Origin of the sequence: Rathayibacter sp. AY1A3, assembly GCF_002930975.1 — a bacterium.
GTDB lineage: Bacteria > Actinomycetota > Actinomycetes > Actinomycetales > Microbacteriaceae > Rathayibacter.
Genome location: NZ_PSTO01000013.1, coordinates 26,848 through 37,910 on the forward strand (window position 1 = coordinate 26,848; position 11,063 = coordinate 37,910).

Here is an 11,063-nt window from a genome sequence, read left to right on the forward strand (position 1 = left end):
GCGCGGGCGGCGCGGCTGACGCCACCGGGCACGCGGCCCGCTCGGAGGTGCGGGGTGACGGCGGGACGGCGAGCGGATAGCGTCGGGGCAGCGCGGACCGGTCCGCGGTGACGGGGGACGCGGCATGGACACGACACGGACGCGGACCGCGACGACGACGGCCGGGGCCCCTCCCCGCAGTCACCTCCACGCGGTGCTGCTCGGCGCGCTGGGCATGATCGTGGTCCCGCTGCTCATCGTCCTCGCGACCACGGCCTGGTCCTCCCCCGGTCCCGAGGAGTACGTCCGCATGGCGCTCGGCTCGGTGGTCGCGGCGTGCGTCTCGGTGGTCGGCGCCTGGTGGCTCGCCTTCGAGCGGCGCAGCGCCGGGGCACCCGGTCGCACCTGGTTCTGGGGCGTCGCGTGCCTCTTCACGGTCAGCGCGGTCTCGACCGTCGGAGCCGCCGCCGACCGCCTCACCGGCCTGATCACGGGCTGAGCAGGTGGACGTCCAGGCGCGGTCACCGCGCTCGCCTCACTCCTCGGCGACCGCCCCGATGGTCGCGAGTCCCTCCTCGAGCGAGCGGCAGCAGCATCGGTGCCGGTGATCGCCCCGACGAGACGACCGAGCGGCTCCGGCTGTTCCGTCCCGCCGAGAGCGATCTGGACGAGCTGTGGCGGCTGTACTCCGACGAGCGGATCGCGGCGGGCGACCCCCTCCTCCGACACGGCTCCGTCGAGCAGACCCGGGCGGTGCTCGCCCGCCGGACGGCGCAGTGGGCACGGGACGACCTCAGCAGCTGGGTCGTCCGGCTGCGGAGTCCCGAAGGCGGCGCGGACGGCGCGATCGGGATCGGCGGATGCACCCTCCTCGCCGACACGGCCTGGAACGTCGCGTTCACCGTCCATCCGGACCACTGGGGCAGGGGGTACGCCCAGGAGGTCGCCTCCGCAGGCATCGCTCGGGCGCGGCGGCTCCGGCCGGAGCTCCCCGTGACCGCGGTCGTCGCGGAACGGAACGAGCGATCGCACCGCACGGTCGCTCGACTCGGTCTCGAACGGAGGTGGGCGGGCCCCGATGCGCACAGCCCCGACCCCGCGGCTCGCATCGTGCTCTACTCCGACCGCCTCCTCTCCGAGGACGAGATCGGCCGCCTCACGAGCTGAGGGCGCCGCGTGGTGCGGGTCGCCGCCGGCAGCAGCGGAGCCGAGACGCCTGCACGAGACCGCGACGTCACGTTCCGGTGCGCCTCCCGGCCCCATCTTTCTTCCCGGCGGGCGGCGCTGCGCACGAGTGGGTGGGTGGGCGGCGCGGCACTCGCGCCGACCCCTCTCGCGATCGCGCTCAGCGGTCGGCTGGCGAAACCGGGCGGGAAGGGCGCGTAGGCCCTCACCCCGCGGTGCATCCGCGGCCCGTCACCGCGAGGCGCATTAGCGTCGTCGGATGGCGAGCATCACGTACCCCGCACCCCTCCGCGTCGGAAGCAGGGTGGAGGTGCCCGCGCCCTCGATGGGAGTCCCCGCGCACCTGCACGACCGGCTGCAGGACGCCGCGCGCCGACTCGGCTCGGCGGGATACGACGTCCGGGTCCGGCCGCACGCCCTCCTCGGCGGACTCGCTCCGGCGTCCGCCGCGGATCGGGCGGCCGACCTGCACGACGCCTTCCGGAGCGGGGACGCGGTCCTTCCTCCATGGGGCGGCGAGCTCGCCGTCGAGCTGCTGGAGAGGCTCGACTGGCACGCCCTCGCGGAGGCCCGGCCCTGGTTCGTCGGCTGGTCGGACGTCTCGACGCTGCTCCTGCCCCTGACGACGACGACCGGGCTCGCGACGATCCACGGCGCCAACCTGATGGACGAGCCGTGGGAGCTGCCGGTCGGGTTCCACCGCTGGACGGAGGTCGCCGGTCTCGAGCCCGGAGCCGCGTTCACGCAGCACGCCGCGCCGCGACGCCGGAGCCGTCCGTGGGGTGCGTGGGCGGACGAGCCGCTCGACCGCGATCGGGCCTACGAGGAGCCGACCCGCTGGCGCTCGCTCGACGGGGCAGCGGACGCGGCGATGTCCGGCCGCTTGATCGGCGGATGCCTCGAGACGGTGTCCCTGCTCGCGGGCACGCCCTACGGCGACGTTCCGGGCTTCGCTCGCCGGCACGCGCCGGAGGGCACCGTCGTCTACCTGGAGGCGGCCGGGTCCGACTCCGTCTCGGTGCTCCGGATGCTCACCTCCCTCCGCCTCGCGGGCTGGTTCGAGCAGGCGACCGGCGTCCTGATCGGCCGGACCGCGGGCGCGTCCCTGCCCGAGCTGAGCCAGGAGGACGCGGTGCGGCGCGCTCTCGGCGATCTCGGCGTGCCGGTGATCCTCGACGTCGACACCGGGCACCAGCCGCCGCAGATGCCCCTGGTCAACGGCGCGCTCGCCGAGATCGCGCTGAGCGGGCCGACGGCCTCGATCACGCAGCGGCTCGTGCCCTGACGGGTCGTCGAAGTACCGCGCCGCCACCCAGATACACAACGCTACTTGCACAATGTTTCTTGTGCTTTAGGCTGAGCGCATGGTCGACCGATCGAATCTGCACGACGCAGCTCACATGCGCGTCCTTGCTCACCCCACCCGCCTACGCCTGCTCGGGCTGCTCCGAGAGCTCGGCCCACGAACCGCCGCGCAGCTCTCGGAGCACATCGACGAGGCGCCGGGGACGCTGAGCTACCACCTGACGAAGCTGGCGGGAGCCGGGCTGATCGAGGAGGCGCCGGAGTCGGGCCGGGATCGGCGGGAGCGCTGGTGGAGGGCGAAGCACCTCGAGACCGTGTGGGACGAGAGCGAGGTCGCACGCGACCCGGAGAAGCTCGGAGCCCTCCGCGAGATGGCGGCGGCGATCTCCCGCGTCTACGCGCAGCAGTACGACGAGTACCTCGCGTCGACGCCGACGCTGCCGGAGGAGTGGGTGAGCGCCGGCACGAGCAGCGACCGCCGCTGGCGCCTGAGCGCGGATCAGCTGTGGGAGCTGCGCGACGAGCTCGCGCAGCTCGACCGGAAGTGGGCGCGGATCAGCGACGACCACCGGACCGACGACGGGTCGGAAGAGGTGTTCTTCCTCGTCCAGGCCTACCGCCGGCCGCGATGAGCGCGGCGGAGCGCTCCTCGCGGCCCCTCGCCGCACTCCTCGTCGGGCACGTCCTCTCCAGAACCGGCAACGTCGTCACCCTGTTCGCCGTGCCGTTCCTGGTGCTGAGCGCGGGCGGAGGACCGGTGGAGGTAGGGACAGCGGCCGCCGCGGCGACCGCACCCGTCCTCCTCGGCGGGCCGCTCGGCGGCGCACTCGTCGATCGTGTCGGCCTCGTGCGGTCGTCCGTGCTCTCCGACGCGGTGAGCGGCACGAGTCTCGCGCTCATCCCGCTCCTGACCGCGCTCGACGCGCTGCCGTTCCCGGTCCTCCTGACGATCGTCTTCGTCAGCGGCCTCCTCGACGTCCCCGGGGAGACCGCCCGACGCGTCCTCCTCCCCCGCCTCTCCCAGACGGCGGGCATCCCGCTGGAGCGCTCGGTCGGCTTCCTCGACGCCACCACCCGCCTCTCCACCATGCTCGGCGCGCCGCTCGCGGGGGTGATGGTCAGCACTCTCGGCGCCGATGCGGCCCTCCTCGCGACCGCAGTGTCCTTCGCCGCGTCCGCGATCCTCACGGCGGCACTCGTCCGGGCACCGTCGACCACCCCCGAGGGGCCGGAGGAGAGCTCGACGGGCTACTGGTCGGACCTCCGGGAGGGTCTGCGCTTCATCCGCCGGGATCCCCTCCTGCGCTGCATCATCGCCCTCGTCCTCGTCACCAACACCCTCGACGCCGCCCGGTCGAGCACGCTCCTCCCCCTCTACGCCGAGCGGCACCTCGAGGGCGCGTCGTCCCTCGGCCTCGTCTCCGGCGTGTTCGGCGCGGCCGCCCTGACCGGAACGCTCGCCTTCGGCCTCGTCGCGCACCGCCTGCCGCGCCGGATCCCCTTCGCCGCCTGCTTCCTCGTCGCCGCCACCTACGGAGCCGCGCCAGCTCTCGGTCTCGGTGTCGTGGGGCTGGCCGCCTCGGCCGCCGTCTGCGGGCTCGCCGCCGGAGCCCTGAACCCGATCCTCGGCGCGGTCTTCCTCGATCGCATCCCGACCGCCCTCCAGGCGCGCGTGCTCGGACTCGTGTCCGCCGGGACCTGGGCAGGGATGCCGCTCGGCGGAGTCCTCGGAGGGCTCGCCGCCGACACGCTCGGCCTCCGCCTCACCTTCGCCGTCACCGCCGTGGTCTACGTGGTCGCCGCCGGCACTCCGCTGCTCGGCGGAGCCTGGCGCCGGATGGAACGGTCGGCCTCCTGACCCCGGCCGCGGAGCCGAGAACGACCGGCGTGAGGAATGCGGCGCCCCGGCCCTCCTCCGCCCGCCGAGCGCAAGGCCGAGCGGCGGGGAGGCGCCGAGTGGTAGACCTGGGGGCATGAGCAACGACATCCGCGCACTCGCCGAGGGCGAGAGCTACCTCGCCTTCTTCCAGGGCGGGCCGTTCGACGGCCAGACCGAGAACCGCGTCAGCACCGAGGGGGGCTACGAGAAGGAGGTCGACGTCTACGCCGCCGTCGACGGCCAGGAGACGCACCTCGTCTACAACGCCGTCTCCGCCAAGGAGGTCGGCGAGGCGGTCCACGTGACCTACTCGATCGACACTCCCGACTCCGACCCGATCGAGGACCCGGAGGACCGCGGCGGCGGATTCCAGTAGTCCGCACCACCCTTCGGATGCCGCTCCGGCGTCGCGCTCAGCGCGGCCGGGGCGGCATCGGCATCTGAGGACGCGCCACTCCGGGGACGACGCCTCCCGCCGCTCCTAGGATGATGGTTCCTCACTGTCTCGGCCGATTCAGGTCCGCGTTCCTCGGGAGCCGCCGTGTCCGATCCGCTGATCCGCCCGATGCCCCTCCGCGGCGACTCCGCCCGGCACTGGCTGCGGGCCCGCCACGCCGAGGCCGGGCCCGACCCCGCTTTCGCCGTCACCGGTCAGGAGGCGGCCGCCGAGGGCGTGCTCCTCCGGCGGATCTGGCACACGGCCGGCACGATCGACTTCCGCCCGAGCCCCCGCGCCGACCCGGGGTCGGTGGTGCTCCTGCTCCCGCTCGAGGGCGCGTTCACCGTCGCCAGTCGGGAGGAGCGCGAGTTCGTCGGCCGCGGCACCCTCGCGGTGCTGCCCGCCCGATCGGGAGCGACGATCAGCACGAGCGCTCCCAGCTCCCGGCTCGTCCTGGTCGTGCGGCCCTCGGGCGACGCGGATCCGCCCGCCGGCCTCACCGTGGTCTCCTCCCCCGCGGCACCGGTGCTGGTCGCCGCCGCGAACGCGGTGCTCGACGCCGGGCTGCCCATGAGCCCCGGGCTGCACACCGCGCTGCGGGGCCTCGCCGCGGCCGTCGTCGCGGAGTGACGGGAGCTGTCAACCCTCCCCGCCCCGGCCATCCGCTCGCAGGGACGTCCTCGAACATCGAGTGACGCCGATCGTCGGCGCCGGAAGGAGCACTCCCCATGGCCGAGATCACCGCCCACCACGGACTCTTCAAGGACACGGACCTGCACGTCGACGACACCGGCGGATCGGGCCGCCCCGTGGTCCTCATCCACGGCTGGCCCCTCTCGGGCGAGTCGTGGAAGGAGCAGGTCCCCGCGTTCGCCGAGGCCGGCTACCGCGTCGTCACCTACGACCGCCGCGGCTTCGGGCGCAGCGACAAGCCGCTCACCGGCTACAGCTACGACACGCTCACCGAGGACCTGCACACCCTCCTCACCGAGCTCGACCTGCAGGACGTCACCCTGGTCGGCTTCTCGATGGGCGGCGGCGAGGTCGCCCGCTACTTCACGAAGTACGGCGCCGAGCGCCTGCACAGCGTCGTCTTCGCCTCGGCCGTCCCGCCGTACCTGATGAAGACGGACGACAACCCGGACGGCCCGCTCGAGAAGGCGCAGGCCGCGCAGATGACCGCGGGCCTCACGAAGAGCGAGGACGACTTCTACGACCAGTTCACCACCGACTTCTTCTCGGTCGACGGCGTGCTGAAGGTGACGGAGGAGCAGCGCCAGGAGGCGATCGCCCTGGCGAAGCAGTCGGCCAAGCACGCGGCCCTCGCCTGCATGACGGCGTTCGCGACCACCGACTTCCGCGAGGACCTGCCCAACGTGTCGGTGCCCGCGCTCGTCATCCACGGCGACGGCGACGGCACGGTTCCGTTCGAGGGCTCCGGCGCCCGCACCCACGCGGCGATCCCCGGCTCCGAGCTGCACGTCGTCCACGGCGCCCCGCACGGAGTGACCGTGAGCCACCCGGAGGAGTGGAACCGCGTCGTCCTGGAGTTCCTCGCGAAGTAGCGGCGGCACTCCCGCATGCTGGTCGAGCAGCCCCGCAGGGGCGTATCGAGGCCCGTCGCACGGACACGGATCTCGATACGCGCCCTGTGCGCTGCTCGATCAGCAGGAACCGGTCACCCACGCGCGATGCTCGCTCAGCAGGAGCCGGAGCCCCCGCGTCAGCCCTTCTCCGCGCCCTCGGTCGTGTTCATGATCCGCCGCTGGAAGACGAAGAACAGCACGGCCACCGGGATCGACATCAGCACCGCGGCCGCGAGCTGCAGCGGGTACTGGTTGCCGGTGCCCAGCTGCCCCGACACGAGCGACGCGACTCCGGTCGTCAGCGTGTTCAGCTCCGGCGACTGCCGAGACACCACGAAGTGCGAGAACTCGTTCCACGAGCCCTGGAACGACAGGATGAACAGCGTCACGATCGCCGGACGCGCCATCGGCACCACGATCGAGCGGAAGGTCCGGAACACTCCGGCCCCGTCGATCCGCGCGGCCTCCTCGATGGAGAGCGGGATCGAGTCGAAGAACTGCTTCATGATGAAGATCCCCGCCGCGTCCACGATCAGCGGGACGATCATCCCCGCGTAGCTGTCGTAGAGGCCGAGCTGCTTGAGGATCAGGAACCGCGGGATCAGCAGCACCACCGCGGGCACGCTCATCACTCCGATGAACAGCGCGAACAGCAGGCCCCGTCCGCGGAAGCGCAGCCGCGACAGCGCGTAGCCGGCCAGCGAGTCGAAGAAGACCCGGCCGACGGTGACGAACACGGTGACGATCACCGAGTTGAGCGTCCACAGCGGCAGCGGGACGTCGGTGAACAGCCGCTCGTAGGAGGCGAACGACCAGGTCGCGGGCAGCAGCGACAGCGGGTTCGCGGTGGCGTCGGCGTCCGACTTGAACGACGACGCGACCGAGATCAGGAACGGGTAGATGTACACCAGCGCCAGCGCGATCAGCAGCAGGTAGCCGCCGATCAGCGACGCGCGGCCGCGGGCGCCGAGGCGGATGCGGCGGTGCGGCACCGGTGCGGCGGGCTCGGGGCTCTCGGGGGCGCGGGTGCCGGGCTCGGTCAGCGTGCTCATCGGATGCCTCCCGTGGTGAGGGTCGTCGCGGCGTCGGCGCGGGCGGCGCGGCGGGGGCGCCGGCGCGGCTCCCCCTTCTCGCGGAGGAGCGCCCTCTGCAGGAGCGTCAGCACGACGATGATGAAGAAGAGGATGAAGGCGATCGCGGCGCCCTGACCCCAGCGGAGATCCGTGAACGAGGACTCGTAGGCGAGGTACGCCGGGGTGAGCAGCGTCTTGCCCGGCGCCCCTCCTCCGGTGAGGTAGATCTGGTCGAACACCTGCCAGGTGCCGATCAGTCCGAGGGTCAGCACGGTGAAGAGCGTGGGCTTGAGCATCGGCAGGGTGACCGAGAAGAACTTCCGGAGCGGGCCGGCGCCGTCCATGAGCGCCGCCTCGTCGATCTCGGCGCCGATGTTCTGCAGCGCCGCGAGGAACAGCAGCATGAACGTGCCCGAGGTGGTGAAGATCGCCATCGTGATCAGCACGCACATCGCGACGGACGGGCCGGACAGCCAGTCCCACCAGGTGAGTCCGAGCGGGGCGCCCGCGGCCAGCGGCCCGGAGCCGTCGACGCCGACGGCGCCCAGGAGCGAGTGCAGGACACCGGTCGGGTCGGCCATCCAGGTCGGCCCGTCGGCGCCGAACCAGCCGAGCACCGCGTTGACGACGCCCGAGGCGGAGAAGAGGAACAGGAAGATCACGGTGATCGCGATCGAGGAGGTGACGGAGGGGAAGTAGAAGGCGGTGCGGAAGAAGCCCCGGCCCCGCAGGATCCGCCGGTTCACCTGCACGGCGAGGAAGAGCGCGAGCGCGGTCTGCAGCGGCACCACGAGCAGCACGTAGTAGACGTTGTTGCGGATCGCGGTGCCGAAGTCCTTCTGCGCCAGGCCGGAGTCGGTGAGCACCGCGCGGTAGTTGTCGGCTCCGACGAACTGCGCGGTCGGCCCGAGGGGCGAGCCGAGCCCGTTCCAGTTGCTCACGCTGACCCAGAGGGCGAGGCCGATCGGGACGACGAGGAACACGCCGATCACGACGATCGCCGGGAGGGTGAAGAGCCAGCCGTAGCGGGCCTCGTGCCCGCGGATGCCGGAGCGGCGGCTCCGGGGGGCGGCGGTGGTGCTCATCGATGCGTCTCCTTCGACTCACGTGCGCGGGGTGGGGCGTGCCGGTCGGGCACGGGGAGGCGGCGGTCGGGTCCGCCGCCTCCCGGCCGGGCTACTTCGCGTTCGCGGTGTCGAGCGCGTCCTGCAGGTTGGTCTGCAGGTCGCCGAGGATCGACTCCGGGTCGCCGGTCGCGAGGCCCTCGAGCGCCGAGTTGAAGTCGGTGATGACGGTCGCCGCGCCGGCGAAGGCCACCGGGCTCACCGCGTAGTCGTTGCCGGAGACGAAGGCGGCGTTCTCGGGGTACTTCGTCGCGTACTCGGCGGCTCCGGTCTCGGTGGAGGGGATGACTCCGAAGGCGTCCGAGAAGGCGAGCTGCTGCTCGTCCGAGGTCAGGGCCGACACGAGCGACTCCGTCTTCTCGGCCGTGGCGCTGCCGACGGGGATGCCCCAGCAGTTGCTGAAGGTGAAGGTCGACTTCCCGCCGGGGCCGGCGGGGAGCTCGGCGACGCGGTAGTTCACGTCGGGGTAGTCGGCCGCGAGCGCTCCGTTGATCCACGGGCCCTCGATGACCATCGCCGCCGCGCCCTTGCCGAACGCCTCGCCGGACCAGCCGGAGTCGAGCGCGGCCGGGAACTTCAGCACGCCGTCGGTGAGCAGCGTCTTCACCTCGGTCAGGCCCGCGACGTTCTCGGGGGTGTCCGCGGTGACGGTGGTGCCGTCCTCCGAGAGGAGCGATCCGCCGGCCTGGTTCATGAAGGTGCCGATGCGCGCGTACTCGGCGCCGAAGGAGAGCCCGGTAACTCCGTTCGCGGTCAGCTTCGTCGCCGCCGACTCGAGCGAGGCCCAGTCGGTGGGGACGTCCGCGTCGGTGAGGCCGGCCGCCGCCCAGAGGTCCGTGTTGATCACGAGGCCGAGCGTGGAGAAGTCCTTGGGCTCGCAGTAGAACCGGTCGTCGTAGCTGAACGCGTCGCGCAGCGCCGGGTAGAAGGCGTCGGCGTTCCCGGCGTCCTGGGCGTACGGCTCCAGGTAGCGGTTGCTCGCGTAGGTCTGGAACTGGTCCCAGCTCATGTAGAAGAGGTCGGGCGGGTTGCCGCCGGAGAAGCCCTGGCCGAGCTGCTGCGTCAGGTCGCTGGCGGCGACCACGTCGACCGTCGTGCTGTTCTGCTCGCCCCAGGCGTTCACGGCGTCGGTGACGGCGGTCGTCTCGGCGTCGCCGGACGAGCCGATCATCACGGTGAGGGCGGAGTCGCCGCCCGCGTCACCGGAGTCGGAGCCGCTCGAGCAGGCGGCGAGCGGGAGCAGCAGGCCTCCGGCGAGGATCGCGGCACCCCAGCGTGCCGCGCGGTGGGTGGGGGTCATGGTCTGGCCTTTCGTGGGGAGGGGCGCCGGTCGGAGTGACGGCGCCTCAGTCGGCGGGGTGGTGGAGGGGGGTGCGGAGCACGAGGTGGGGCTCGATCAGGCGGTGGGCCTCGCCCGGCGCGAGCGAGCGGTGGACGACGTCGTCGCCGCGCTCGCCCAGCAGGAGCTCGAGCGCGCCCGCGGCCACCGCGTCGAGGTCCTGCTCGATGCTCGGCAGGCCGACGGCCGCGGCGACGGGGGTGTTGTCGAAGCCGACGATCGGGAGGGAGGGCCGGCCGACGGCCACGGCGGCCATCGAGGCGCCGAGCGCGAGCGAGTCGGAGACGCAGACCAGCCCGTCGAGCTCCGGGGTCGATCGGAGGAACTCGATGGCCGCGATCCGGGCCTGCTGGACGTCGTCCTCGGAGGAGGCGGCGAGCAGTGGCGCGTCGGGGAACCGCTCGCGGTGCACCCGCTCCCAGCCGCTGCGGCGGTCGTCGCCGGTCGCGGATCCGCTCGGCCAGCCGAGGAAGCCGATGCGGGAGCAGCCGCTGTCGGCGAGGTGCGCCGTGGCCTGGGCGAGCCCGGCGGCGCCGTCGACGTCGACCCAGAGGTGCTGCGGGTCGTTGCGGTCGTCGACGCCCCAGGGGCGGCCGAAGGTGACGAAGGGCACGGCCTGCTCGATCAGCCAGGCGGTCCGGGGGTCGCCGTAGAAGGTGGAGGTGAGCACGAAGGCGTCGACGTCGGCTCCGTCGCGGAGGCGCCCGATCCGCTCGATCTCCTCCTCCGGGCTCTTCGCCGTGTAGAGGAGGATGCGCATGCCGCGCGCATCGGCCTGCTCGGTGACGGCGTGGAGGAAGCGGTCGAGCAGGCTGCCGGAGATGCCGTCGAGCACGCGGTCCATCCGGACACCGATGGTGCCGGACTTGCGGGTGCGGAGGCGGCGGGCGGAGGCGTGCGGCCGGTAGTTGAGGTCGCCGATCGCCTTCTCGACGCGCTCGCGGGTGCTGTCGCGGACGATGTGCGGGCTGTTGAGCACGTTCGACACGGTCTGGCGCGAGACGCCGGCGGCACGGGCGACGTCCTCGACGGTCGGCAGTGCCATGCGTCCTCCTCGACGTGCTCTTGATCGTTCCAACCTGGCGGGATCCACCGGTTTGATCGATCAAATCCTTCGGTAAGGTTACCTCCGACGACGCCGCTGTCAACCGTCC

Annotated in this window: 12 protein-coding genes; 8 read left to right on the forward strand and 4 right to left on the reverse strand. The window is 72.6% G+C overall.

Annotated elements, in window-relative coordinates:
• Window positions 1-124 precede the first annotated feature (124 nt).
• The 8 genes from C5C10_RS17790 to C5C10_RS08185 all read left to right on the forward strand — a co-directional run bounded on the left by C5C10_RS17790 (window position 125) and on the right by C5C10_RS08185 (window position 6,352).
• Window positions 125-478: a hypothetical protein gene (locus C5C10_RS17790; protein WP_181073421.1), complete on the forward strand. Its 354-nt coding sequence runs from the start codon at window positions 125-127 to the stop codon at window positions 476-478.
• Complete coding sequence (locus C5C10_RS08155; protein WP_181073422.1) at window positions 403-1,146, forward strand: GNAT family N-acetyltransferase; 744 nt, start codon at window positions 403-405, stop codon at window positions 1,144-1,146. Before C5C10_RS17790 ends, C5C10_RS08155 begins: the two co-directional genes overlap by 76 nt.
• A gap of 277 nt (window positions 1,147-1,423) precedes the next feature.
• Window positions 1,424-2,449, forward strand: a complete 1,026-nt coding sequence (locus C5C10_RS08160) for a S66 peptidase family protein (protein ID WP_104328992.1) — start codon at window positions 1,424-1,426, stop codon at window positions 2,447-2,449.
• Window positions 2,450-2,528: 79 nt separating this feature from the next.
• Entirely contained in the window at window positions 2,529-3,101 is a 573-nt protein-coding gene (locus tag C5C10_RS08165; RefSeq protein ID WP_104295673.1) for a winged helix-turn-helix domain-containing protein, read from the forward strand.
• On the forward strand, window positions 3,098-4,327 hold the full coding sequence (locus tag C5C10_RS08170) for an MFS transporter (RefSeq protein ID WP_181028792.1): 1,230 nt from the start codon (window positions 3,098-3,100) through the stop codon (window positions 4,325-4,327). Before C5C10_RS08165 ends, C5C10_RS08170 begins: the two co-directional genes overlap by 4 nt.
• A 115-nt stretch (window positions 4,328-4,442) precedes the next feature.
• Window positions 4,443-4,724, forward strand: coding sequence for an oligoribonuclease (locus C5C10_RS08175; RefSeq protein WP_104223758.1), 282 nt, complete (start codon window positions 4,443-4,445; stop codon window positions 4,722-4,724).
• Window positions 4,725-4,889: 165 nt separating this feature from the next.
• Window positions 4,890-5,417 (forward strand): hypothetical protein, encoded by a 528-nt coding sequence (locus C5C10_RS08180; RefSeq protein ID WP_104256055.1) that lies wholly within the window; start codon window positions 4,890-4,892, stop codon window positions 5,415-5,417.
• Window positions 5,418-5,515: 98 nt separating this feature from the next.
• Window positions 5,516-6,352: an alpha/beta fold hydrolase gene (locus tag C5C10_RS08185; protein ID WP_104257891.1), complete on the forward strand. Its 837-nt coding sequence runs from the start codon at window positions 5,516-5,518 to the stop codon at window positions 6,350-6,352.
• A 158-nt stretch (window positions 6,353-6,510) separates the two neighbouring features.
• Here the strand turns inward: C5C10_RS08185 and C5C10_RS08190 are convergent, their stop codons facing one another.
• The 4 genes from C5C10_RS08190 to C5C10_RS08205 all read right to left on the reverse strand — a co-directional run bounded on the left by C5C10_RS08190 (window position 6,511) and on the right by C5C10_RS08205 (window position 10,954).
• A complete protein-coding gene (locus C5C10_RS08190; protein WP_104238713.1) occupies window positions 6,511-7,425 on the reverse strand; it encodes a carbohydrate ABC transporter permease in 915 nt (304 codons plus the stop codon).
• Window positions 7,422-8,531, reverse strand: coding sequence for a carbohydrate ABC transporter permease (locus C5C10_RS08195; protein WP_104238714.1), 1,110 nt, complete (start codon window positions 8,529-8,531; stop codon window positions 7,422-7,424). Before C5C10_RS08195 ends, C5C10_RS08190 begins: the two co-directional genes overlap by 4 nt.
• A 91-nt stretch (window positions 8,532-8,622) precedes the next feature.
• Window positions 8,623-9,870, reverse strand: a complete 1,248-nt coding sequence (locus C5C10_RS08200) for an extracellular solute-binding protein (RefSeq protein ID WP_104282650.1) — start codon at window positions 9,868-9,870, stop codon at window positions 8,623-8,625.
• Window positions 9,871-9,916: 46 nt separating this feature from the next.
• Window positions 9,917-10,954: a LacI family DNA-binding transcriptional regulator gene (locus C5C10_RS08205; protein WP_104250795.1), complete on the reverse strand. Its 1,038-nt coding sequence runs from the start codon at window positions 10,952-10,954 to the stop codon at window positions 9,917-9,919.
• Between the last annotated feature and the right edge of the window lie 109 nt (window positions 10,955-11,063).

Coding starts and splice junctions, on each gene's coding strand:
- C5C10_RS17790 (WP_181073421.1), top strand. CDS start 125: ATGGACACGACACGGACGCGGACCGCGACGACGACGGCCGGGGCCCCT.
- C5C10_RS08200 (WP_104282650.1), bottom strand. CDS start 9,870: ATGACCCCCACCCACCGCGCGGCACGCTGGGGTGCCGCGATCCTCGCC.
- C5C10_RS08185 (WP_104257891.1), top strand. CDS start 5,516: ATGGCCGAGATCACCGCCCACCACGGACTCTTCAAGGACACGGACCTG.
- C5C10_RS08165 (WP_104295673.1), top strand. CDS start 2,529: ATGGTCGACCGATCGAATCTGCACGACGCAGCTCACATGCGCGTCCTT.
- C5C10_RS08190 (WP_104238713.1), bottom strand. CDS start 7,425: ATGAGCACGCTGACCGAGCCCGGCACCCGCGCCCCCGAGAGCCCCGAG.
- C5C10_RS08175 (WP_104223758.1), top strand. CDS start 4,443: ATGAGCAACGACATCCGCGCACTCGCCGAGGGCGAGAGCTACCTCGCC.
- C5C10_RS08170 (WP_181028792.1), top strand. CDS start 3,098: ATGAGCGCGGCGGAGCGCTCCTCGCGGCCCCTCGCCGCACTCCTCGTC.
- C5C10_RS08195 (WP_104238714.1), bottom strand. CDS start 8,531: ATGAGCACCACCGCCGCCCCCCGGAGCCGCCGCTCCGGCATCCGCGGG.
- C5C10_RS08160 (WP_104328992.1), top strand. CDS start 1,424: ATGGCGAGCATCACGTACCCCGCACCCCTCCGCGTCGGAAGCAGGGTG.
- C5C10_RS08205 (WP_104250795.1), bottom strand. CDS start 10,954: ATGGCACTGCCGACCGTCGAGGACGTCGCCCGTGCCGCCGGCGTCTCG.